A 23,404-nucleotide genomic window follows, 5' to 3' on the forward strand; every position below is an offset into this window, starting at 1 on the left:
AAAAAGGGCAAGCTTTGAGGCTCACCCTTTAGGTTCATTCTTTTACTTAACGTTGCTGTTTTGGCGAAACGTTATTTTTACCCACTTCTAATCAGGGTTGCGGTTTACACCCAACCATCAAATTTGAGTCGTTTTTGAATCCTTTCGACCGCTTCTTTCTGCATTTGTCTAACACGTTCATTAGAAACGTTCACATCCAACATTTGTCCGACCTCAGACAGCGTTTTCACGTTGTTATCAAAGAAACCAAAACGGTGGATGAGCACCTTTTGTAATTTTGGAGGAAGTGTATTGATAATTTGTTCCAGAGCTTGGGTAAAGGATTTATCTTCACAGTCTTGTTGAGGGTCGAGGATATATTCACTTTCGCATTGATCAAGCACCATAGGAGCATGGCTAGTTCCAACCGTTGTCGTCACGTCAATAAACCCGCTTAACGCCACCAGTTGATCGACGCGTTCGGCCTTAACACCTGAACTGTCTGATAACTCAGAAATAGAAACCTCTTTACTCATTTTTCTGCTTACATCGAGCTTTTTTGAGGCGAGGCTGTTTATTTCTTTACACACGTGGGCTGGCAATCGAACGGTTCGACCCGTGTTCATGAGTGCGGCTTCAATGTTTTCACGGACCCACCACACAGCATAGGTTGAAAAACGATAACCTGGTTCTGGATCGTATTTGTCGATGGCTTTAATCAAGCCAATGTTGCCTTCCTCGATCAGGTCGAGCAGGGTGAAATTATTGCCTTTACGTTTTAGGTAACTCTTTGCGATCTTCACAACAAGGCGTAGGTTTGATTCGATCATAACATCACGCGCTTTTTTATCACCCGCGCGATTCAATTTTGCGTAATACACTTCATCTTCACGCGACAGCAGATCAATGCCTACAATATCTTTCAGATAATGAGCATAAGGGTCTGCACTGGTAGAAAATGATTCGGTAATGGGTGTTTCATCCGTGAGCCCCTGAAACGCAGCAAAACTATCGTTGTTCATTTCCTTGTCCTTATCTAGCCGACTGAACGTTTTATTTTATTATTATGCTACCAAGTGATTAACGCTTGGTTTCATTAGAGTGTAGATAACAGTTTCTTCTTTACCAATAAATAAAATGCAATTTCGTATGTTTATGTCACAAAAAGATCTACAAATATTTAACTATTTTGCATCTCATCAAGTGTGTTGGTTTTTCATTTAAAACATTAAGACGGATAGTTTATAAAGCATGTGTTATACATCGGTTTATCTAGATAAATGACGTGAATTTATAGGTGTGGGTTAGAACTATAATTGAGAGGAGAAATAATGAGAAAAATGGTAAGAGTCGAGGTTCAATGTTTCCAAGTACCTCAACTCTTTTAGCTGTGTCGGCTGTTAAGTATCGCCACGCACGTTTTAATTCTATCGACTAATAAGTGCTAAGAACCTCATCGATTTGCTGATTAATGATCTTCATTTCGCTGTAGATAACCGAAAGATCATCATCTTGCGGCGCAAGCTTATTGAGTGTGTTTTGTTCTACTCTTTCCAATGCAACTGTGGCCGTTTCTTCACCAAAGCTGGCTAAAATGCCTTTTAAGGTGTGAACGGTAAAATGAAGCTTGCCCCAATCTTGTTGTTGAACCAACTCTTCGATCTCTTGTAGCGAATTGCCATGGTCTTCTTGATATGTAGACAAAACGGCGTAAATGACGTCTCTGTCATTGTCTAAATAGGCGTTTAAAGCATCAAAGTCTAGCATGTGGACTCCTGTCGGCTGAATGTTGAAAATGGGCTAGGCGGCTTAGTGGAAAAACCATACCTTGATGAATCACTAATCCATTGATTCCATTTTGGAGGAAGTTCTAACTGTAAGATTTCTTCTAGATAGTCGTCGCTAAGTTTCTCATCTATATGAGCTTTATTGACGGCGTATATATAGTCAAGTTTGGCGGCAACTGAATATGGGTAACTGTGAATGTAGTCCTTTATTTCTTGGATCGAACCCAAATTTTCAATGTTTATACACGTTGAGGGGTCGACATTTTTGGACTCAAGTTGGTGATTTATGGCTTCTCCACGAGATTTGAGACATTCCACTGTTAAATGATAAAGAGAGTACTCACCAAAGTGGGCGAGCATGGGTAATAACTGAGTGAGCAAGTAAGTCGGTTGGCTGTGGAAATTGTTCGCTAACAGTGTCGAAGCTCTAATCACTTTTTTGTGGGCAATCTGAGGGCTATTTTCGATGAGCAATATGCTGGTCTGAAATAGGGCCAGGCTGGCCAAAACTTGCTGCTGTTGTTTTACCGGAAGTTTCAGGTTTACCAACTCGGTGAATTGGTTGGCGTGCTCAAGCAAAATACGTTTGTACTTTAGTTGCGTCTCGCGCTGATACGTTGCTTTTAAGGAATTAAAGTGCGCACCAATGGAATGGATGACATCAATGTCAGCAGCTGAAATATGGGTCGCATACATCTCACCTAACTTTATGATCATACGTGTGTTGTCTGCGTTCTCAGCCAAGTCAATCGCCCTGATTGCACGATGGCTGATACTTGGTGTCATCTCAAATGCACGAATCGCTAATTTCAGAGCAGGAAGCAGCATCTTATGTTTTTCGTAGATACAGCTTAAGCAATCAATGACGCTCAATGAGAGTGGCTGCGCGATCAGAAAGTTGTGGAGCTTATCTATGGCTAGATCCTGTTTGCCTAAACTGTCGAGAATCAGAGCTTCAGCAACCAGTTTTGTCGGGTGCATGTTGGTTTTCGAGTTGTTAATGACGCTAGAGAGCAATTGCCAATTCTTACCTGAAATTAAATGTTCAATCAGTGTCGCTTCGAATTGAACGCTAGTGCCATTAGGCGAGACCGCTAATGCTTGAGCCAATTTATCCTGACTGGTGATTGGATATAACTCGTTCAGTTGTGTCAGCTTTTTCGAGACGGACACAGCACTTTGGATCTTTTTACCTAACCTCTGAGTATGAATCGGTTTAGAAACGAAATGGTGTGCCTCGCCCGACAGGGCAGTTAATACCGTTTCTTGACGCATATCCCCGGAGAGTAAAATTGTCGCAACCGTATGGTCGATGAGCCTATTTCGATACAGAATTCCTAATAGTTCAAAGCCCGTGAAGAATTGCTCTAGGTGGTAATCGATGAGGAGTACATGAAAAGAGTGAGTCTCGACCGCTTTAATTGCTTGTCGATAGTCGGTCGCAATAAAGATGCAATCATGTGCAATGCCCAAGCTCGAGAGTTGCTGCTTTATAAGAATAGTTGCACTCTTGGAGTCGTCGACAATTAAAACTCGTAGGTCAGGTGGTAAGGTCAAATCCATTTTCCTCAATACCAAATGTTATTTTTAATTTAGGCGTCAAGTTGCACATTGTCAAGGTGCCAATATCACAGGCAAACACTCAATAAACTATTGGTAATTAAGGAGTATTCGATAACATTTATGAAAGACTTCAAACGCAGGTTACTTTTACCTGATTTTCGTTGGGCTATACGTGTTTTAGAAATAAAAAAGAGGCAAGCCGATAAGCTTACCTCTCAGTTTAATTGTTCGGTTTTTTATTCGAAATGTTGTTCTTTTCTTGAAGCTTTATTAAACAAAACTCTAGCGCTAATCACGCATGCTCAAAATCAATACTGCAGCTAGAGCTAAGAACGCCGTCATCATTAAGAACACATCGTTGTAAGCCATGATAGCGGCGTCACGTTGCATTGTGCCAAGTAGGCTAGCTTGCGCTTGTTGCATCGCCGTTGCGGCATCACTTCCTGATTGAATAAAGAACGCTTGTTGATCTTTGAGCGTTTGCCAACCCAACTGGCTAACTGAAGGCAGCGACTCTTTGATATGCGCCAAATGCTCGCGCGTTTTGTTATCTAACAACGTAGCAATAATCGCGATACTAAAAGCACCCCCTAGGTTTCGCATTACGTTGGTTAAGGTCGAAGCGTCAGGCGTGTCCATTTTTCTGATGTTTTTCATCGCAACCAAAGACAGGGGAACCATAATAAACGGGCTACCAATAGCACGCAGAACCATAGACAAGATCAACTGTTGGCCACCAAAATCAATCGTCATATGTGTATTCACGTAACAACTGAAGCCAAACATCGCGAAACCAAAGGTCACTAAGTACTTGGGCTTAATGATTTGCGTCAGCTTAGGAACGATTGGGAATATCAACAACTGTGGGAAACCCATCCACATCAAGACTTCACCAATCTCCATCGCATTGTATTGCTGAATTTGAGTGAGGTACATTGGCAGTACATAGATAGAGCCGAGCAACGCCATCCCCAAAATCAAATAGGCGATACAAGACATAGCAAACTGCCCATCCCGCAATAGCCGCAGGTTAACTAATGGCTTTTTGTGTTGGAGTTCGTTTATCACAAAGTAAACCAAACTCACCGCCGACACGATACTCAAGCCAATAATAAAGCTCGAACTGAACCACTCTTCACGGTTACCTTCTTCTAGTACCACTTCCAAACAACCTAGCCCTAACGCCATGGTCGCGATACCAAACCAGTCGGCTTTTTTCAGTGTGCCAAGGTCGAGCTTTTCATCATCCAAGCCATATCGGATCATGGTGATCACAAGCAAAGCCGGCGGAATATTGATATAGAAAATATAGTGCCACGAGAAGTTCTCCGTCAGCCAACCACCAAATGTTGGGCCGATCGATGGAGCAAAGGTCGCGGTTACGCCAAACAGTGCCATACCCACAGCACGTTTGTTAACAGGTAATAACTGAATCACTAACGAGAAAGCAAGCGGGATTAAAGCACCACCACTGAAGCCTTGCATCGCGCGGAATACAATCATCGAGGTCATGTTCCAAGAAAACGAACACAACAAAGATGAAATGGTGAAGATGGCCGTCGTCCACGTGATATAACGGCGTTTACCGAGCGCTTTAGAAAGCCAACCACTGAGTGGGATAGCGATCATCTCTGCGACTAGGTAAGACGTAGAGATCCACGAGCTTTCATCCAAGGTGGCAGACAGCGCACCTTGAATGTCTTTGAGAGACGAGTTGGTGATCTGAATATCCAAGATCGCCATAAACGCGCCGATTAAGCCGCCAAAAAGGGCGATCCAATGGCGTCTCGAAACCTCGTCATCATCATTTGTTTGGGTGACAACACCAGTGTTACTCATGGTCTAGCCTCGTTTATCGATGGTCGCTACCACAGACAAACCAGGGAGCAGTCGACCTTTCAACTCTTGCTGATCTGGAATCGTAATTTTCACCGGTACACGCTGAACGATTTTAGTGAAGTTACCGGTCGCGTTTTCTGGTGGTAGGAGCGCAAACTTAGCGCCAGTCGCAGGGGAGAAGCTGTCTACCACGCCTTCAAGTGGTTGACCCGGAAAGGCATCCAGTTCGACTTCTACGGTTTGGCCTTTATGAATACCGCTTAATTGAGTTTCTTTGAAGTTAGCTTCAATCCACACTTGGTTGTTTGGTACCAAACTCATCAATGGCGCGCCTGCTTGAATCAGCAAGCCTTCACGGACGCTACGTTTACCAATCTCGCCATCCGCTGGCGCGTAGACCTTGGTGTAATCAAGGTTAAGTTGTGCTTGATCTCTTTGTGCTTGAGCTTCAGTCACGGATGCGTTTGCTTGTTCGATTTCACTCGCAATCACGATTAGTTGATCATTACTTGCGACAAGGTTTGCTTTTGCTTCTTCAAGTTCTGCTTGGGTGACTTTTTGTTGTGCGACCATGCTGTCGACTTCATCTTGCGAAGCATAGTTACGCTTTAATAAGCTACGAGAACGCACGACTTGTTGGATTGCACGCTCGTATTCAGCTTGTGCGGAATCAACACGGCTCTCAGCTTGATTTATTTGGCTACGTTGTAACGTTTGTTGAGCGATAAGGTTGTGTACGCTTGATTGAACGACGCTTAAATGCGCATTCGCCTGAGCAAGTGCAGATTGGTAATCACGATCATCAATTTGAACCAACAAGTCACCTTGTTTAACCGATTGGTTATCACTCACGTAAGACTTAACAATATAACCCGACACCTTCGGGCTTATATTAGTGATGTCGCCTTGCAGGTAGGCATTGTCGGTTGACTCGAAGTACTGGCCATAGCCATACCAATATCCAGCGCCAGCTAAGCCTAATGACAGCATGATCGCAGTAGCAATAAGCGGGGCTTTTTTACGTTTTTTTGTGCTTACTGATTGCGAAGCGTTGTTGTTCTCTGTCATTTTTTATTTCTCATTTTGTTTTTATTTAGATGTAACGAATTGTAAATGAATTCGATTGATTGATAAGATAGGAAAAAAGGGAAACACTGTTGCGTGAATCTTACTAATAGGGCTTTGGGAGAAGTACGATGGACTTAAATGCTGTGACTGTTTTTACACAAGTTGTTGATTGTGGGAGTTTCACGCACGCAGCTGAAGCATTGAACATGACCAAGTCGACCGTCAGCCGAAAGCTAGACGAGCTGGAACAGCACCTAGGTGTGAGGTTGATCACTCGTTCGACACGAAGTTTAGTTTTAACGCCAGAGGGTGAGCGCTTTTATCAGTCGAGCATGCAGATGCAAGAGATCATGAACCAAGCTGAGTTAGAGGTTTCTGCCAATCAGGATTTGATCCGAGGGCAGTTGAATGTTGTGTTGCCTGTCGAATTGGGGCATCAAGTATTAGCCACATACATCCACAGTTTCCTAAAAGAGCACCCAAACGTGACTTTGAACTTAGAACTATCGAATCGAGAAGTCGACATCATTGCGGAGGGGATCGATCTTTACGCACAAATTGGTGAGCTAGTGGACTCGAGCTTGGTTTCTCGTTACCTCACAACATCGAAGCGTGTATTGGTAGCCAGCCCTGAGTATTTAGAACAGTTCGGTGAAATCTCTTCACCCGATGACCTTAAGCCTCCATTTAGGATGATTGAGGTCGTGAACAAGGCGGCACGTCTACCTAAGTGGCATTTGCAATTAGAAGGCGGTGAGTCGATTTTGATCGATCTACCGTGTCAGTTGCGGGTGAATACCATCACGGCATGCCTAACAGCGTGTGTGGATGGGCTCGGCTTGGCGGTGCTTCCTGAATTCATTTGTCGGGAACACTTCAAGACAGGTAAGCTGATTCGCTTGTTACCTGAATATGAGATGCCAGAAGTTTCAGTAAGCCTAGTGTATGCAGACAGACAGTTGATGCCGAAACGTAAGAAGGTCTTTATCGACTATCTACTGACTGCTTTTCAAAATAGGAAGCACAAGTAACGGGCTGAACATTAGCGGTTAAATAAGTGCTTAAGCTTCCTATTATTCGTTTTTGTCTAAACCGTATCGAAGCTAACTATGATTGGGCTGCCAGTCGACGACTTGCCCATTCGCCAATATAGCTTTGACCGATAGGGCAGCAATATCGATACCGTTGTAACGAAATGCCTTGTTAGAGAAGTTGGCAATGATCTTACTCCCGTCACTGAACTCGGTTTGTTGAACTTCGCCGCTTTTGTCTAACCAGTCGAAATCGACTAACTGTTTATCCCATAACTGTTCGTGCATCGGTTCAAAGCCATCTTGATAGTGTTTGAGTGCTTTGATCCTTGGACTTGAACTTGATAAAGCTTCATCTCTGGTCAAGTGAACCATCGGTGGTGTGTTGTACAACATGGCGGTTAAGTCTCTTTCTGCTTGTACATTAGTGAACTTAAGGCTGTCTGAGTGCCAATGGTGCGTATTGATTACTTCATCATGGAAAACGGCTTGGTAAAGCGGAATTCGATATTGAGGCGAAAACAGCAATGACTTGTAGGGGTCTTTGACCTTAGCTGACTTGAAGAAAAAGTCAGGTTTATGGTCTGGATACCAACGACCCAAGTAATAAGGTGATTGTAGGTCTTCTTTCATCTCTTTGTCTGACCAACCAAAGCCGACTGTTTCTAAGCCGTGTGCAAAAGCGATGCCTTTTGTCGTCAGGCTATTACCATCTTCAGAACCAAGCACCAAATCGGGTTGATCGCTTAACCACTGCATTCGGTTATTGAAGGCAGAAAGCATATCCGTCTCACTGCTATTATCGCTGTAGTCCTCACGCGCCATCGCAGTCGCATCAACATCTAGGAACAGGCTATTGAAGTGACCAAAACGCATGATGTCTACGGCGCGCTGTTTTACATAATCCAAATGGCAATTCGGGTTCAAGTAAAAACCGTTTCCTCGAAACCCTTTTTTTAGGCTGCCATCCGCCATTTCAATCGCACAACTTTCACGCATCGGTTTTGGTAATTGGGCGGTTAGCCAGTTGTCATTGAGCTTCGCAGGAATGGCTGTGTTGTAGGAGTCATAGGTTCCAACCAGATAACCAGATTGCTTAGCCAGTTCTACTGCATTCGGTTGGTAGAATGCTGGCATCCAGTTATCGAAGCCTAACCAAAGCTTGTTTAATCCTCCTTTGTTCAGATTGTTGACCATGCCTGATGACAAGGCTTGTCCCCAAGTATCCGGTGCATTGAGATAAGAAGAGGCGTTCTTAATCAACCAGCTTTTCTTGCTCTGAGCAGCGGTGTGTTGAGCTTTAATGGTGTTATCAGCAAGTGTTGGCGTGGCAACAGGGTACAAGCTTTGTAATGACTGGCTAATAGAGTCCAACAACAGTTGTTTATGATACTGGCTAAACCAATCTTTGCCTTTAGACAGAGGGGATAACTCTCGCTTCGCTTCACTTGAAATGTTTAATTGAGAGTCCTCTAGATACCAAGCGTTTAATCCCCACCAGTCGCTCACATCTTGGATGCTTAATGGGTCTTTACCAAACAAGTAGACGTGGCTTGCGCCGATCAGCTTATTTACATCTGGGTTACGCTTTTGCTTTTCAACAAGCGATTCAGAGAGACCATTTTCAATTCGCCAATCGCGATAGTGTTTGGCGCCATCTAACCAAGAGTCTCCAAGTGTTATCCGAACCGTAAAAGGCTGTGATTGATTCAGCGTTGTAAATTGGTGTGAAGCGCTCATATCAATCTTGGTCTTCTCATCAGAGGACGTACCCGACGATACATCAGAAAAGAACAATTGGTTGTTTGTCGGATTCATCATCTGATAACTGATGAATTGATCGTTCTGCTGTACCGTCCAAAAAGGCATTTTTAGGTCTTGAGTGGTGTTGCTTCCTGAATGGTTTTCGACTAGGTAATTGGCCCACTGCTTATTGTTGGTAGGAACGCGCATACCCTCACTAAAGGGCAGAAATAGAGTCTGAGTTTGTTGTTCTGCTAGGTCAAACCAAACGAGTTCAATGGGTTGGTTTCGTTTTACTTGTGTGTTTTCAGGTAAGGTGAATTGGACAAGAAGATTATGTTCCTTCAACTCAGCTTCAACATTGATTCCGCTCGGCATGAGTGTCCAAGATGCCTTGGTTTTTGAGTCTATGACTAGGTGAGTAACTTTTTGAGGTTGACGATCAACGGTCAAAGCAGTGCTATTAACACTTAAGCCATTCCAATCTATCGCTAATGTTTTTGTTGAAATCGACACTATGTGACTAGCGTTACTGTTACTGACGTGGCTTTTGTTGGTAAGAGTGACTTGATTATCTTGTGCGTTTGCCGAGAGCGCACAAGTCGTGAATAGAGCTGCAATAGCAAAAGACATAAAATTAAGTTGATGGCGAACGTTGACCATATCTAGATTCCGTAAAGGGTAAGTAAGGTTATTACACCCAAATCGCGTTGGTGTTTTGTCACCTATATGTCTCTATTCGAAGCGCCATTAGCTTATTACAGGTTTTGCAGCTTGTTACGAATGTCTGTGAGATGCGAGCTTAACTTAGAAAGGCATCGCGACACGCTGTACATATTGGATTTCAATCGCACCTTGGTATTCAAACATTTCAACCGATGCACTTAAGTGTTTAGCTTCAGATCCGATTGGGCTTTCTGTAGGAAGAGATGCTTGCGTTGTTTTGACTGGCACCTTGAAGCCTAACATATCGTAGTTTTCGTCAAACCACTGCCAACTGACATTGGCGTCTGGGCAGCTGTCGATTATCTCAGGCGGTGTTACCACAATGTGAGGGTTAGCCACCGCTTGTTGTCGTCTAAAGCAACAATAATAGGGTAGTTGTTCGAACCTATCGTTAACTGATAAACGCCCGATTCCGGTTTGATGAACATCTCACTGGTTTCAATCTCTTGATATTCGACATCAGTATAGAGTTGTCCGTCGATAACCACTTTCCCATCAGGCGAGACCAGAGAAATACGTTGTGTTTGATCTTCTAACACTTCGTTGAGTTGCTCCGCAGACACTTTGATCTGATAGCCTTGTGATGAAAGACCGTGGCGCTTGATAAAGCTAACTTGAATGTGATGTTTCGTCTCAGTGTCTTGTCTTAGTGAAGTTCCGCATTGAGTTTGGCTCAGTATCTCTTGTTTAACTGGCAACCAAAGCTCACTATCAAGTATTTGTTGATTGAGTGCGATTTGAAGCTCTTGCCACGCGACTTGAGGTTGCTCATCAAGCAGAGATTGATACGTATGTTGCAATGGCGTGTCTGTAAACCAAGCCGCATTACACGCAAAGGGCATTGTAAAGGGTAATGTGCAGAACAGTGCTGTTAGAGAGTTTACTTTCATTGTGATTCCCCAACCAAACGATAACCAACTCCACGATGCGTTTCTAGTTTCAGCGTTGGAAGCTTTTGACGTAAACGCAGTATGTGGTTATCAACGGTTCTTGTGCTTGGGAAGGCTTGATAACCCCAAATTTTATTGAGCAACTCATCTCGGTGAAACACACGACTTTGGTTCTGAATAAACAGTACCAATAGCTGAAACTCTTTAGGTTTCAACGTGATTGGACTTTCATCCAGATAAGCTATCCGTTCCGACAAGTTGATTTGGATATTTGCGTAATCTAAGTGGCTAACACCTAACGGGCGAAGCTGCGTAATGACTCTAGCAAGTAATTCATCGTTCGAAAATGGCTTAGTCACGTAATCTTTGGCACCTGCCATTAAACCTTCAACACGTTGTTGAACTTCCACTTTAGCCGTTAACACTATCACCGGTAGTGCTTTGAGCAGTAACCAATTCGGCAAATGTCGCAAGCTGTCACCGTCTTCGAGTTGTCGATCCAGTATCACTAGATCGGCTCGGAACCATTGCTTACTGGCACTCTCTGAATCCTTCGCCCAAAGGCATGGGTAACCATTGGACTCAAAGAAGCTGACGAGGCCTTGTCCAAGTAGATGGTCGTCTTCAATCAGCAGTAGGGTGTTCATAAGCTATTTCCAAAATACATCGGGTTGGATTACGAAGAATAATGAGACGGCCATTCGCTTGTTTCATCAAGTGTTCGACAATAGTAAGGCCAATGCCCATGTTGTCTTGTCTGTGATTGATATTCGGTGTTGCTCGAGATACAAACCGTTGCAGAAAAGAAGGGAAGTGACCTTCGTCTTGCACCTCAATCCTGAGCTTATCAGCGAGTTCTACCTTGACCAAAAGCTCACCTATACCGTGCTGTTTAGCGTTCTTAATCAAGTTATCTAAGCAGATGGTTAGCCAGTAATACGGTAGGTTAAGTTCAGCATCACTTGAATCACATTGATACTCGATATTGTGCTTTTCACATACATGATCGAGCCACTCTTCTAAGGATGCGTTCTGCTTTAATAAAGGCTCCGACTGATCCGCACTTAGATACACTTTACTGTTTTCAGTGAGCTGAGAGAGCCGTTGATAGTCGGATATTAAACGCCAAACCGCATTTTGAGTTTCATCAGAAAAGTCATCGTAGCGATTTCTAAACATTTCGACGGTTAAGCCTAGGCTAGTAATTGGCGTGCGCAGTTCATGAGTAAGAAGCTGTAAAACGAACTGCCTCTCTTTTCGTTGTTTTGTTCTTAGGTATAAGACTCTACCGAGTCCGGAAATCAACGTTAACAGCAATGTAAAGATCAAGGTTTTCATGATCAGGTTGTCGTTGCTCGACTCGCTCAGGCACAGGTTACTGTAACGAAAAGAACAGCTTTCGGCTGACAAGGTCACTTCTTGTTGTTCGGCAATAGGCTTCCAAACCTCCGATGGAATTGCTTTCCAACCTTGTTCGCCACTCAACCAAAGCACATCACCTTGTTGCCAAGCGCGGTATCCATTGAGCAGTGCTTCTCTGCCTTGCGTGGTTAAGTTTTCTAGCTTGGAAAATAACGGATGCAAAGGATTACTGATACTCAAAAACGGATGAATTTGCTCACTGTTTTCTGGGTAACGAGCTACATAACGATCAGCGAAGCTACCACCAGCAGGGTGTCGTTTTGAGTGTGCCGCGAACCAGATTGAATCCAAGGGTTGTTCTTGACACACAGCGAGTTCGAATTCGATGGCATCGTTCAAAGAAGGGTTGGCATTTTCAATCGCTCGGCAGTGATCTTGTATAGAGGCGAGTGCGGCGATGTCTTCCCAACTGAATTGGTTGAAATCCGGGTAGCGGCTGCTTTCCTGAAGAAGTGCTTTCGGGTACTGGGTTAACTCTTTCTGAGAAACTGAGATAGGAGACGATTGCCAGCTCAATTGATACAGAGTTTGCCACTTGTCTTGCAAACTTTGGGCATTGGCTAGCGTAGGGAGCCAAAGGGTCAAACAAAGGGCTAATGTCAGCCTGCGCATCCAGTCATTCTCGTTAAAAGTTGTTGGGGAGAGTCTAAAGAGTTTTGGACGCGATTTGTAACCTGAATGTCAACAAGTGTTCTTTTAACAACAAATTGTCGAGTGGGTCATGCTTTTAAATAATAAAGTAAAAATACAGTAAGTATCATTTGTTTGGGTTAAATTAGATAATTGTGTACTTATTGTCATCACTGGGCGTGTGGAGGGAACTATACTGGACTCATACCTAATAAGAGGAACTATCATGAAACTCATCATCAAATCAGTATTAGCAATTAGTATTTTGGCGGCAAGCTCTGCTCAAGCGTTCGAATCAATCAGCAACGATATTCAAGAAGGTCACCCAATGGCGAAGACCTTTGAATACTCAAGTTGGGGTTGTGACGGCGGTAACCTATCACCACAATTGATGTGGAAAGATGCTCCAGCAGGAACCAAAAGCTTTGCAATCACGGCTTATGATCCAGATGCTCCGACAGAAAGTGGTTTTTGGCACTGGGTCGCGTTTGATATTCCAGCAACAGTGAGCGAACTACCTCGTGGTGTCGATGTCTCTAAAGTGGGTGGCAAAGAAGGCCGCATAGATTATGGAACGGTAGGTTTCGGTGGCGCTTGTCCTCCAGAAAAAGATGGTATGCACCGTTATCAATTCACGGTTTGGGCATTACCAACGGACAAACTTAACCTAGACGAAAACACGCCGTCGGCAGTGGTTGGATTCACGTTGAACAGCATGGCTTTAGACAAAGCGAAACTGACGGCAACTTATACACGCTAATAGCTTATGTACGTTAAAAGCTTATACACCTACATAATAAGCAAATAAGCAAATAAGCAAATAAGCAAATAAGGGGATGAGATGAATCATCAATATCAAGTGACGATCTTTCGTGCAGAGCAGTTACAAAAACTGCGTAATGTGAGGATTCTATCCCCTAGTATTATTCAGATCATTACAGGCAGCAAGCGCCTGTTTTGGAAAGACTCAGCGGCAGAACTCTCACATTCTGAGCTGCTGTTGTGTGAGGCATCAGCGTCATTGAGTTTTGAGAACATGCCCCACAAAGGGCGTTTCCTTTCGCGTGTATTCAGTTTTCATTTCCAACCGACGCAAGCAATGCTCGATCTGAGTGAGGATCGAGCAATTGAACTGGATTTACCCACCGTGGAGGCAGATCGAGGTTTGCAAGATTCTCTCAATGCGTTGTTTTCGTTTGATCGTCAGAGCATGAGTGAACAAACCCAACAATTTTGGTTGCAGGGTTTGTATCAGCAATTAGCCGAGAAGGGCGTGTTGCATCGATTGTTTATTAGCTCAAACGTTTCGTTTAGCCAGAAACTCAGCCACTACCTTTCGCATTCACCGGACGAGAAACATCCGTTAGAGTCGGTAGCAGAGCGTTTTGCGATGAGTCGCGCCACGCTTATCCGAAAGCTCAAACTGGAAGGTATGCAATATCGTGAGGTGTTGGCTGAAGTTCGGTTGAGTCACGCACTTTATCTGATGCAAAACGGACAGCAGAATGTGGCGATATTGGCCCAGTCTTGCGGTTACCAATCGGAAGGACGTTTTAGTCAGCGCTTTAAAGGAAAATTTGGTCTATCGCCTAGTGAGTACATCAAGACAGTGGTCAGCAATTAAGTCGTAAGACGTATCGAGCAAAGTAAGCCTAGTTAATTACAGGTCATTGAATAATTAAATAAATACCGTTTTAATAAGCTCAAAACCAAATGTTTGTAAGAGCGCAGATTGCTGTGTACCAGAGATGATGGCGCTATACCAGAGAAGGTCACCCATGACTGATTTGAACCCAAAAAGTGAATTAAATATAGAGAAGCTCACCAACGATTTCCCGTTGTTAAAACAACTTATAGCGTTAGAAGAAGTGAGTTGGTTTAACCCAAACATCACGACGTTAGAACAGGGTTTACCTTATGTGGGGTTAAGCGAAGAGGACATTCAAGATGCAAGCCTGCGATTACAAAGGTTTGCCCCTTATCTGGCGAAGGCATTCCCTGAAACACAAGTCACCAATGGCATCATCGAATCTGAGCTTATCGATATCCCTGCAATGAAGTTAGCATTAGAAGCTCATTATCAGCAGCCAATAAAAGGGCGTTTGATGATGAAGAAAGACAGCCATTTACCAATTTCAGGTTCAATCAAAGCGCGCGGTGGTATCTATGAAGTACTAACGCATGCTGAGAAGCTTGCCATTGACGCTGGGTTAATGTGTGAGAGCGATGACTACAGCAAGTTGCTTGAACCTGAGTTTCGTGACTTCTTCCAACAATACAGCATTGCGGTAGGTTCAACGGGTAATCTAGGCATGTCGATTGGCATAATGAGTGCCAAGTTAGGCTTTACAGTGTCGGTTCACATGTCTGCTGATGCGAGAGTGTGGAAGAAAAACAAACTGCGTGAGCATGGTGTCAACGTTGTTGAGTATGAACAAGATTATGGTGTTGCGGTAGAACAAGGTCGCAAAGAAGCAGCTCAAGATTCACGATGCTTTTTCATTGATGATGAAAACTCACAAACCCTGTTCCTTGGCTACTCGGTGGCGGGGCAAAGACTAAAGCAACAGTTTGAACAGCAGCAGATTCTGGTCGATGAAGACCATCCACTGTTCGTTTACTTGCCATGTGGTGTGGGTGGCGGCCCCGGTGGTGTTGCATTTGGATTGAAGATGGCCTTTGGTGATGATGTCCATTGTATTCTTGCTGAACCGACCCATTCACCTTGCATGTTGTTGGGTGTTCATACAGGTTTGCATGATGAGATTGCAGTACAAGATCTTGGTATCGACAACCTCACCGCCGCAGACGGTTTAGCGGTGGGGCGAGCATCTGGATTTGTCGGTCGCGCGATGGAGCGCTTGCTTGATGGTTATTACACATTAACCGATGAACGCATGTATCAATTGCTAGGTGAACTGAACCAAGCAGAGAGCATTCAACTTGAGCCTTCTGCACTAGCAGGTATGCCGGGTGCGATTCATGTTGAACAAAATAGTGAATACCTTACTCGTCTAGAAATTGATGAGTCGGTACTAGCCAATGCCACACATCTTGTATGGGCGACTGGCGGAGGCATGGTGCCAGAGCAAGAAATGGCAGCTTATTTAGCAAAGTCATCGGTGTAAGTTGGATAGAAAGACGGATGATTGATGAGTTTAAACGAAGCAATAAGTTGCGCAGATCGTTATCTCAAACACATATTTTATAAATTAGGCTTCATAGGTGTTCTAACTATCAGTTAGGTTGAGTGGCATTCAATTTGATAGGGATAGAGCGATGCAAGCACAACAGCCAAATACACCAGAAAAACTCTTACAGCGTTTAGATGCGATTGGGGAATCTTTGAAAGCTTCTGGTAAGGCGCATGCTTTATTGGGACTCGGTTCTGTTGGCATTGAAACGGACCGATTGGATCAGTACTCAGATGTGGATTTCTTCGCAATAGTGCAAACGGGGCACAAGCAATACTTCTTAGACAGCTTGCATTGGTTGGCTGACATTCTTCCAATCGACTATGCCGTAAGGAACACCATCGATGGCTACAAAGTACTTTATGCCGATGGAATATTCTGTGAGTTTGCGGTATTCGAACCACACGAATTAGCGCATATTCCATTTGCTGAAGGTCGTATTGTTTGGCAGGAAGCCGACTTTGATACTCAGTGCTGTGTGCCACCTGTAAAAGGTGTCGCTGAAACGAATTCTCAAGAATGGATCATCGGTGAAGCACTGACCAATCTTTATGTGGGCATGTCTCGTTATAATCGAGGCGAAAAGCTGTCGGGCAGTCGGTTCGTTCATTCTTACGCACTTGATCGTTTGATCGATCTTGTGGATCAAACTGAGCATTCTGAGCCTGAATTCGTTGATGAATTTATGTCGGACAGAAGGCTAGAGGCGCGTTTCCCTCAATTTGCTAAGGCATTGCCAACGTTCACGCAAGGCTATGACAGAACGGCGGAATCGGCACTCGCGCAACTAGCGTTACTCAACACCCACTTCACAGTCAACCAAGCCATGTGTGACCGAATCATTGAGCTGTGTTCCGTTAAAGATTAAGCCTATAACCTATTAATCTTATGCCCTATTTTCTTGGTGCGCGTAAATAACAGTTGTCGCTCGTCTGTATTGTTGATAGGTTTTAACCATGAAATTTAATTCTGCTTCAACTTCAACTTCAATTTTCTTTTGGTGGTGCTCTCAATAGAGCAGCACGGAATACTTACATTCTTTAGCTGCTGGACGGTAGCTAAGAATGTCATCAAAAATGTCGCCTCTTTTTATCTCCAGTAGCCTTTTTAACTTGGAGATACACCATGAATACCAACTCAAACAGCCATACCGACAGCAATAATATTGGCAGTAAGAACAATACCAACAAGCCTGAAATCATTCTGACTGGCGATAGAGCTACTGGGCCTTTGCACTTGGGTCATTACGTCGGTTCACTTAAACAAAGAGTCTCTTTGCAGCATATTCACGACCAAACGATATTGGTCGCTGACATGCAAGGGCTTACCGACAACGCCCATAATCCTTCGAAGGTTTCTTCCAACATTCTCAATGTAGTCGCTGACTATCTTGCGGTGGGTATCGACCCGACCAAGACCACGATTTGTCTGCAATCACAGTTGCCGGTGTTAGCTGAGCTCACCATGTTCTACAGCAATCTTGTTTCTATCGCTCGCTTAGAACGGAATCCAACAGTCAAAAGCGAAATTAAGAACAAGGAGTTTGGACGTTCAATTCCAGCAGGCTTCCTCACTTATCCAATCTCACAGGCGGCAGACATCACTGCTTTTAACGCGACTTTAGTGCCTGTTGGCGATGATCAATTGCCGATGTTAGAACAAACCAATGAGATAGTAAGGAAAGTGAATTCGCTCGCTGGCAAACCAATCTTGAATGAATGCAGACCGCTTCTCAGCAATGCATCTCGCCTCCCTAGTACCGATGGTAAAAGTAAGATGTCTAAATCGATGGGCAACGCCATTAATTTGGGTGCAACAGAGAAAGAGATCAGAGCTGCAGTCAAATCCATGTATACCGATCCAAATCATCTTCGAATCGATGATCCAGGCAAGGTAGAAGGGAATATCGTGTTCACTTATCTTGATGCTTTTCACAGTGACGCTAACTATGTCAGTCAACTAAAAGAGCATTACCAAAGAGGTGGGCTAGGTGATGGACAAACTAAGAAAGTGTTGGAAGAGTGCTTACAGGAGATGCTTCGTCCTATTCGTGAAAGAAGATCTGAGTTACTGGATGATAAAGCGCAGCTCATTGATATTTTGCGCAAAGGAACTCAGGTATCGAGAGAAAGAACAGAGACCGTATTGTTTGATGTTAAAGAGCTATTTGGTCTGAACATCTTGTAAGCCTTCTGATTAATCTAAAAAGGGAGCGCAATCGGTGCTCTCTTTAATCACTAAAGTGAGAAGTAGGGCTGCTTGCTTATCTTGTGTTGGCACGTCCAACATTAGAGTATGTGGCTTAGCGTTAATTAGCACTTAGTATGCAATATTCAGTAACGACGAAACAAGGATGATTAAATTGGAAATCAGTCATTTAGATCACTTGGTACTAACCGTTAAAGATATAGAGGTAACGGTAAATTTCTATCAGCGCGTATTAGGTATGAAGCCCATCGAATTTGGCGAGGGCAGGTTGGCGTTGTCATTTGGGACGCAGAAGATCAATTTACACCTCAGTGGTAGCGAGTTCGAGCCAAAGGCAAGGCGTGTGCAGGTCGGTAGTGCGGACCTCTGCTTTGTTACCAATACACCAATTACTGAAGTTGTCGAACATATCCAAGCGCAAGGTGTCGTGATAGAAGAAGGGCCCGTACCACGAACCGGTGCAATAGGAAAAATTGTCTCTGTTTATGTTCGAGATCCTGATGGCAACCTGATTGAGCTCTCGAATTATTAGTCTTATGCACTAAACCCGTACGCTTTTGTTTACTCTTCAAGAATGCGACTTTTCGTGTTTACTCAGCTTATCACTGGATGTCGTCAGCCAAATAAAATACAATCGAACAATGTTTTATTAATTCGTGCTTTATCATTATGATGAGAAACGTACTCATATTCATCGTTAGCCTGTTCTTCTTAACAGCCTGTTCTTCAACGAGTAATCATCAGCTAGACGACGAGATATTGAGCAACGAAGACGCTATGTCGAAAAATGTAGAGGGAGAGAGTAATCTCGAGACTTCAAAGGATACAAACGCTGAGACCAGCGTTGATTCTTCCCATGGTTCAATCGTTAATCATCAACCACTCACTAACCTTGATTCAAATAAAGACACGATAAATCACGCTAATGCAGAGCCAGAATCAGTGCAGCCTTCTCAAGTAGCAGCGACAGAAACAACTGAAAGCGATGCTAAGAGTGGGAGTGAAAAAGGAATCGGAAGCTATTTTATTCGTCATAACCAACCGACTAAGACCGTGATTAAATCAATAGAGGGCGTTACAGATGCATTGAACGTCATGACGTTTGGGATATTTGCCACCGGTAATGGTTAAATCGTTAACCTAGAACGACAACCTAATAGATAGAATGAAACGTGAAGGCGAGCCAGATGGTTCGCCTTTTTTGATCTTCTAAATCTGGCCATCCTTCTTCCTAAGAATCGTGTTCACTTATCTGAGCGCTGAGTCAGGCGACGGTTAACGAAAATAGGAAATTATTAGTTCTGGAAGGGACTCGCCGAATTTACCCTGTTTGACTTGTTATATGCATCAAGGGTTCTAATACTCATCCCAAAGTAAGCAATGAAATCTAATCTTACAAAGACAAGTCTTATATTCACTTACGAGCATAGTAAGATGTTTGCTGTTATGTCGGCTTAGGTTTAGTTATCAATATTCTAGGGAAGAAAAATGAAGAATAAGAGTGTGTTTTTAAGTGTCGCGATGGTGATGTTGTCAGCTCATGCAAATGCATCAGATGCGAACCATGAGTCTGTATCAGATGGTGTTATCGCAGAACAAAGAGCGAAGCTTTCTGAAAATACCCAAGGACAAGGTTTTGGACCGCAAGCTCCACGAGATTTTGGTTCATTAGAAGGAACAAATACCAGGTTGTTCTCGGATGCTCCTGATTCAACAGCGATGAACTTATGTAATATTCACTTCCATAAAAATGCTGAGCATAAAGGCGGCGAGTTTACTCAATACGCTGGTAACGGTGATGGTAAGGGATTCCAGAGTGGCTTTAAATACACAGGCAAGCTGAGTTCTGCTGAGCTGAAACCATTTGAGGGCAAGGTTTGTCCGAGCGAGCATGGTTCTTTGCATTCGGGTGACACCATTGAAGTTCACTATGTTTATTCAACGGCGCAAGTTGAACCGGGTGAAACACTGGGTGCTTGTTTTAACGACGCGATTACCAACCCGCAACTGCGTGTAGAAACCCAAGTTTACGTATTAGTGAATGACGACAAAGCACTCGATTTCGAAGCATTGGCGAAACACTCTAAAGTGGATGGTTTGCACCAAGCACCAAACATCCCACAAGATACGGGCTCAGCGATTCAATACGCAGGCTCTACAACGGGTCCTGGTTACAATGAACAAGGTTCACCTTTCCAAGTAACATGGAGCGTTCGTCCACAAGTAGCGAAAGTAAACATCGCGACAGTGGGGAGCTGGTGTGAAGGCAATGACTTCAACGAAGACCACGCCCACGGTGTAAGAAATATAGTCGTAAACCCAGAGTTACTGTCTCCAATCGCTAACTAATCTTGTCACGTTGATTTTCTATCATTGTTTTCGAAGGCGAGCCTCTAGGTTCGCCTTTTTTGTGTCTTAACGAAAAACACTTTGGTGACTGGTTTAAGTTTATGTTTGGGGCTGAGGCTGAGGCTAGGTTTAAGCTTAGTGGGGAAATTACGTGTCACACTTATTCAAAACATGAGTTGTGTTAAACGTGCTTAGTCAAAAACGTTCTTTACGCGAATCGAAGCTCCATGATACGTTCATGATCAATTATGTTGGGTTATAGATAAGGACAGTCTAATGTCACTAGAAGGTGCGATTACATTCTTTATTGCCATGTTTATATTTGGTATTACTCCGGGGCCTGGCGTATTTGCCATTTTAGCTCGAGGCATGGTTAATGGTTGGCGAAAGTGCATCACTCTATCGTTAGGGATGATATGCAGTGATCTTATTTACCTTGCGCTTGCCTGTTTCGGTCTAGCAACGATTGCCGAGAATTGGTCGATTGCGTTTGAGGTGATTCGCTACCTTGGTGCGGCTTATTTGATTTACTTGGGCTACAAGATGTTTAAGAGCCTACCTGAAGTACAAGGCTCAGCGGAACTTGCAGCCAAACAAAGTCAGAAATCCGAACTCGCGAGTTTCGCGCAAGGCTTTTTGATTTCAGCTTCAAACCCTAAAGTGATTCTGTTTTATATTTCGTTCTTGCCGACTTTCATTGATCTGACAGTTCTGCGCTCACAAGATATTGTCTTGGTTTCTGGTTTAGCATCTGTTGCTCTAATGTCCGGTTTAATGCTTATCGCTGTAGGCGCGGGCAGAATGGCAGGTTTGTTGAAAACGCCACGCGCACATAAAAGGTTAAACCAAAGTGCTGGTGGAATAATGATTGCGGCTGGCTCATATTTGGCGATAAACAGATAAACAGATAAACAGATAAACAGATAAACAGATAAACACAGTTCAATTTAAATAGAAAAAGCGCATTATTGCCTTGTGGCAGTAACGCGCTTTTTTGTATTTACTTTCAGGTGTGGTATTCGCTTGCTAGAGCAGTATTAGCGAATTGCTGCGTTAATTGAAGGCAGTAAATCGCGCTTCTTAATCACGTATCGCAAGCGAATTAACATCAGCGTAGCAGAGATACTTAAGCCCGTAAGAATACCAATCCAAAAGCCTTCTTCACCCATTGCTGGAACAATGTGGTCTGTTAGCCCGAGCACCATGCCGAGTGGAAGTGCCAAGCCCCAGTATGAAGCAATGGCTAACATCATCGGGATCTTGGTATCTTTATAACCACGCAGTGCACCGTTAGCAGACGTTTGTAATGCATCACTGAACTGGTACATAGCCGTAAAGGTCAACAATACTGCTGCCGTTGCACTTATCGCAGGGTCGGTCGTGTAAAGTCTAATGATCCACTCAGGGAACAGAAGGAACATCGCAACTGAAAACAAGGAAATTAACGCTGCAACTAAGATACCGACTTTACTGCGCTCAATTGCGGCTAGTTCGTCTTTCTCACCCAAAGCGTGACCAACACGAATCGTAATACCAAACGAGATACTCATCGGAATCACGTAAGTCAGGCTCGAAATGTTAAGTGCAATTTGCGCGGCTGCTACGTTCTCTGCACCAATACGACCAATCATCAACGCGATAACCGCAAAGATACTGCCGCACACCGCGATGTTCATCCCGATAGGTAAACCTAATCTTAGAAGGTGAAGCATCTCTTTTGCTTTTGGCTTTGCATCTGAAAAGTTGATGATAGTTTTGTAGTGGTGATGACCTTTAATGTAGGAATACAGCATTCCCGACATTAGCCAATACACTAAGCTAGTCGCCCAGCCACAGCCCACAGCCCCCATTTCAGGGAAGCCAAACTTGCCGTAGATAAGCACGTAGTTGACCGGAATATTCACCAACAAACCAACCACCGAAATGATCATCGGTACTTTGGTGTTGTTCATACCCTCACAAAAGCCATTCAAGGTGTAGAAGAGGGCAATACCCGGCACACCGAAGGCTAGGGCAAACGCATAGTCGCTACCAATTGGAATGATCTCAGAGGCAACCCCAATCCACTCTAAGATCGGTTTCGCACTCACTAAGTAAGCGATGAGCAAGACGCTAGCAATTAATGCTAACCAAACCATTTGGAAGAACTCAACAGAGATACTTTGAAAGTCACGTGCACCGCGGTGGTAAGCGACAACAGGCGTTAACGCCATAATCACGCCACGAAGTAGCAGCAACACAGGAATCCAAAGGCTAGTACCAAGTGCAATAGCGGCGAGATCGGCAGGGCTTACTTGGCCAGCCATTGTCGTATCGACAAATCCCATCGCTTGGGTCGCTATTTGAGTCAAAATGATAGGAATCGAAAGATGCATAAGCGCACCCGATTCACGAGTAAAAGGACGAAGTTTCGTTAGCATGGAAGTTCACAACACCAATATAAATACACGAATGATGGCAGGATGGCCGGTGTGCATTTTAGGATGTGCCCCGTTGGGCGGGCGACAATATAAACACCTTACCGTATAGGGTCAAGCATTGGATTTACAGGGGCTAATTTGCTCTGGAGGAGCGCCAGGTTTGCATGATGCTAGATACTGTTTCTATGTACATAACCTGATGATTTTAATGTGAATCATACTAGATAGAAAGTTTCTATATTTGCCTGTTGAATTTCAATGCACACATCATAAGTCACTGTTATGGATGAACTAAATTTAGTACAATTGATGGCATAAGAAACTAGATAGAAAAATTCTATATTTAAATGCAGAATTTTTCTGTCTAAAATAGCTGTTGAACTAAGCCGCTTCGCGGAGGGCTTTCCTCTCACTTACCTGATAGACCAAACTTATGATGTATCCATAGATTAAGGAATACATCATGACCTTATTAAGACAACAACTTATCGATGAAATGGCGGTTCGCCGTTTTTCTCCGAAAACCCATGCAAGCTATTTACGTTGGGTTAAAGA

At 43.7% G+C, this 23,404-nt stretch carries 19 protein-coding genes and 1 pseudogene; 10 read left to right on the forward strand and 10 right to left on the reverse strand.

All coding sequences use genetic code 11. The features are described from left to right. Positions 1 to 104 precede the first annotated feature (104 nt). The 5 genes from AB6D07_RS05135 to AB6D07_RS05155 form a co-directional block, all read right to left on the reverse strand. Positions 105 to 1,001: an RNA polymerase sigma factor RpoD/SigA gene (locus AB6D07_RS05135; protein ID WP_017102615.1), complete on the reverse strand. Its 897-nt coding sequence runs from the start codon at positions 999 to 1,001 to the stop codon at positions 105 to 107. A gap of 412 nt (positions 1,002 to 1,413) precedes the next feature. Continuing rightward, positions 1,414 to 1,746: an Hpt domain-containing protein gene (locus AB6D07_RS05140; RefSeq protein ID WP_017060508.1), complete on the reverse strand. Its 333-nt coding sequence runs from the start codon at positions 1,744 to 1,746 to the stop codon at positions 1,414 to 1,416. Continuing rightward, the gene (locus AB6D07_RS05145; RefSeq protein WP_017102616.1) at positions 1,740 to 3,329 is read right to left on the reverse strand and encodes a response regulator; all 1,590 of its coding nucleotides are present in this window, start codon (positions 3,327 to 3,329) and stop codon (positions 1,740 to 1,742) included. The genes AB6D07_RS05140 and AB6D07_RS05145 overlap by 7 nt, the downstream gene beginning before the upstream one ends. Before the next feature lie 288 nt (positions 3,330 to 3,617). Further along, positions 3,618 to 5,168: a DHA2 family efflux MFS transporter permease subunit gene (locus AB6D07_RS05150; RefSeq protein ID WP_017102617.1), complete on the reverse strand. Its 1,551-nt coding sequence runs from the start codon at positions 5,166 to 5,168 to the stop codon at positions 3,618 to 3,620. Between the two features lie 3 nt (positions 5,169 to 5,171). Beyond that, the gene (locus AB6D07_RS05155; RefSeq protein WP_122047038.1) at positions 5,172 to 6,236 is read right to left on the reverse strand and encodes an HlyD family secretion protein; all 1,065 of its coding nucleotides are present in this window, start codon (positions 6,234 to 6,236) and stop codon (positions 5,172 to 5,174) included. A 128-nt stretch (positions 6,237 to 6,364) separates the two neighbouring features. Between AB6D07_RS05155 and AB6D07_RS05160 the strand changes: the two genes are divergently transcribed. Beyond that, a complete protein-coding gene (locus AB6D07_RS05160) occupies positions 6,365 to 7,267 on the forward strand; it encodes a LysR family transcriptional regulator (protein WP_017097897.1) in 903 nt (300 codons plus the stop codon). 72 nt (positions 7,268 to 7,339) lie between these two features. On the opposite strand, the gene AB6D07_RS05165 is transcribed toward AB6D07_RS05160, so the two are convergent. The 4 genes and pseudogenes from AB6D07_RS05165 to AB6D07_RS05180 all read right to left on the reverse strand — a co-directional run bounded on the left by AB6D07_RS05165 (position 7,340) and on the right by AB6D07_RS05180 (position 12,660). Further along, positions 7,340 to 9,673, reverse strand: coding sequence for a glycoside hydrolase (locus tag AB6D07_RS05165; RefSeq protein ID WP_017102618.1), 2,334 nt, complete (start codon positions 9,671 to 9,673; stop codon positions 7,340 to 7,342). A gap of 144 nt (positions 9,674 to 9,817) precedes the next feature. Further along, a pseudogene (locus AB6D07_RS05170) lies at positions 9,818 to 10,626 on the reverse strand (DUF2861 family protein). Next, positions 10,623 to 11,273 carry a response regulator transcription factor gene (locus tag AB6D07_RS05175; protein ID WP_017102620.1) on the reverse strand — a complete coding sequence of 217 codons (651 nt, stop codon included), beginning with the start codon at positions 11,271 to 11,273 and terminating at the stop codon, positions 10,623 to 10,625. The pseudogene AB6D07_RS05170 and the gene AB6D07_RS05175 overlap by 4 nt, the downstream one beginning before the upstream one ends. Then, complete coding sequence (locus AB6D07_RS05180) at positions 11,251 to 12,660, reverse strand: DUF3404 domain-containing protein (RefSeq protein WP_017102621.1); 1,410 nt, start codon at positions 12,658 to 12,660, stop codon at positions 11,251 to 11,253. Before AB6D07_RS05180 ends, AB6D07_RS05175 begins: the two co-directional genes overlap by 23 nt. A 244-nt stretch (positions 12,661 to 12,904) precedes the next feature. On the opposite strand from AB6D07_RS05180, the gene AB6D07_RS05185 reads away from it, so the two are divergent. The 9 genes from AB6D07_RS05185 (at position 12,905) to AB6D07_RS05225 (ending at position 21,332) form a co-directional block, all read left to right on the forward strand. Further along, a complete protein-coding gene (locus tag AB6D07_RS05185) occupies positions 12,905 to 13,438 on the forward strand; it encodes a YbhB/YbcL family Raf kinase inhibitor-like protein (protein ID WP_372091268.1) in 534 nt (177 codons plus the stop codon). Positions 13,439 to 13,519: 81 nt separating this feature from the next. After that, entirely contained in the window at positions 13,520 to 14,302 is a 783-nt protein-coding gene (locus tag AB6D07_RS05190; RefSeq protein WP_017102623.1) for a helix-turn-helix transcriptional regulator, read from the forward strand. Positions 14,303 to 14,426: 124 nt separating this feature from the next. Beyond that, positions 14,427 to 15,806 carry a D-serine ammonia-lyase gene (locus AB6D07_RS05195; RefSeq protein ID WP_017102624.1) on the forward strand — a complete coding sequence of 460 codons (1,380 nt, stop codon included), beginning with the start codon at positions 14,427 to 14,429 and terminating at the stop codon, positions 15,804 to 15,806. Between the two features lie 151 nt (positions 15,807 to 15,957). Continuing rightward, positions 15,958 to 16,740 carry a hypothetical protein gene (locus AB6D07_RS05200; protein ID WP_139137539.1) on the forward strand — a complete coding sequence of 261 codons (783 nt, stop codon included), beginning with the start codon at positions 15,958 to 15,960 and terminating at the stop codon, positions 16,738 to 16,740. A 257-nt stretch (positions 16,741 to 16,997) separates the two neighbouring features. Further along, positions 16,998 to 18,059, forward strand: coding sequence for a tryptophan--tRNA ligase (gene trpS, locus AB6D07_RS05205; RefSeq protein ID WP_017102626.1), 1,062 nt, complete (start codon positions 16,998 to 17,000; stop codon positions 18,057 to 18,059). 175 nt (positions 18,060 to 18,234) lie between these two features. Continuing rightward, positions 18,235 to 18,612: a VOC family protein gene (locus tag AB6D07_RS05210; RefSeq protein WP_029222851.1), complete on the forward strand. Its 378-nt coding sequence runs from the start codon at positions 18,235 to 18,237 to the stop codon at positions 18,610 to 18,612. 137 nt (positions 18,613 to 18,749) lie between these two features. Then, a complete protein-coding gene (locus tag AB6D07_RS05215; RefSeq protein ID WP_017102628.1) occupies positions 18,750 to 19,211 on the forward strand; it encodes a hypothetical protein in 462 nt (153 codons plus the stop codon). Positions 19,212 to 19,568: 357 nt separating this feature from the next. Next, positions 19,569 to 20,429, forward strand: coding sequence for a delta-class carbonic anhydrase (locus tag AB6D07_RS05220; protein ID WP_017102629.1), 861 nt, complete (start codon positions 19,569 to 19,571; stop codon positions 20,427 to 20,429). Between the two features lie 276 nt (positions 20,430 to 20,705). Then, complete coding sequence (locus AB6D07_RS05225; protein ID WP_017102630.1) at positions 20,706 to 21,332, forward strand: LysE family translocator; 627 nt, start codon at positions 20,706 to 20,708, stop codon at positions 21,330 to 21,332. A gap of 134 nt (positions 21,333 to 21,466) precedes the next feature. Here the strand turns inward: AB6D07_RS05225 and AB6D07_RS05230 are convergent, their stop codons facing one another. Next, positions 21,467 to 22,849: an MATE family efflux transporter gene (locus AB6D07_RS05230; RefSeq protein ID WP_017102631.1), complete on the reverse strand. Its 1,383-nt coding sequence runs from the start codon at positions 22,847 to 22,849 to the stop codon at positions 21,467 to 21,469. Positions 22,850 to 23,404: the final 555 nt, after the last annotated feature.

This window comes from Vibrio sp. 10N.239.312.C11 (assembly GCF_041466065.1).
GTDB lineage: Bacteria > Pseudomonadota > Gammaproteobacteria > Enterobacterales > Vibrionaceae > Vibrio > Vibrio tasmaniensis_A.

Bases quoted from the DNA above. Each gene is read 5' to 3' on its own strand.
- AB6D07_RS05135 (WP_017102615.1), bottom strand. From the start codon at position 1,001: ATGAACAACGATAGTTTTGCTGCGTTTCAGGGGCTCACGGATGAAACA.
- AB6D07_RS05140 (WP_017060508.1), bottom strand. From the start codon at position 1,746: ATGCTAGACTTTGATGCTTTAAACGCCTATTTAGACAATGACAGAGAC.
- AB6D07_RS05145 (WP_017102616.1), bottom strand. From the start codon at position 3,329: ATGGATTTGACCTTACCACCTGACCTACGAGTTTTAATTGTCGACGAC.
- AB6D07_RS05150 (WP_017102617.1), bottom strand. From the start codon at position 5,168: ATGAGTAACACTGGTGTTGTCACCCAAACAAATGATGATGACGAGGTT.
- AB6D07_RS05155 (WP_122047038.1), bottom strand. From the start codon at position 6,236: ATGACAGAGAACAACAACGCTTCGCAATCAGTAAGCACAAAAAAACGT.
- AB6D07_RS05160 (WP_017097897.1), top strand. From the start codon at position 6,365: ATGGACTTAAATGCTGTGACTGTTTTTACACAAGTTGTTGATTGTGGG.
- AB6D07_RS05165 (WP_017102618.1), bottom strand. From the start codon at position 9,673: ATGGTCAACGTTCGCCATCAACTTAATTTTATGTCTTTTGCTATTGCA.
- AB6D07_RS05175 (WP_017102620.1), bottom strand. From the start codon at position 11,273: ATGAACACCCTACTGCTGATTGAAGACGACCATCTACTTGGACAAGGC.
- AB6D07_RS05180 (WP_017102621.1), bottom strand. From the start codon at position 12,660: ATGCGCAGGCTGACATTAGCCCTTTGTTTGACCCTTTGGCTCCCTACG.
- AB6D07_RS05185 (WP_372091268.1), top strand. From the start codon at position 12,905: ATGAAACTCATCATCAAATCAGTATTAGCAATTAGTATTTTGGCGGCA.
- AB6D07_RS05190 (WP_017102623.1), top strand. From the start codon at position 13,520: ATGAATCATCAATATCAAGTGACGATCTTTCGTGCAGAGCAGTTACAA.
- AB6D07_RS05195 (WP_017102624.1), top strand. From the start codon at position 14,427: ATGATGGCGCTATACCAGAGAAGGTCACCCATGACTGATTTGAACCCA.
- AB6D07_RS05200 (WP_139137539.1), top strand. From the start codon at position 15,958: ATGCAAGCACAACAGCCAAATACACCAGAAAAACTCTTACAGCGTTTA.
- trpS (WP_017102626.1), top strand. From the start codon at position 16,998: ATGAATACCAACTCAAACAGCCATACCGACAGCAATAATATTGGCAGT.
- AB6D07_RS05215 (WP_017102628.1), top strand. From the start codon at position 18,750: ATGATGAGAAACGTACTCATATTCATCGTTAGCCTGTTCTTCTTAACA.
- AB6D07_RS05220 (WP_017102629.1), top strand. From the start codon at position 19,569: ATGAAGAATAAGAGTGTGTTTTTAAGTGTCGCGATGGTGATGTTGTCA.
- AB6D07_RS05225 (WP_017102630.1), top strand. From the start codon at position 20,706: ATGTCACTAGAAGGTGCGATTACATTCTTTATTGCCATGTTTATATTT.
- AB6D07_RS05230 (WP_017102631.1), bottom strand. From the start codon at position 22,849: ATGCTAACGAAACTTCGTCCTTTTACTCGTGAATCGGGTGCGCTTATG.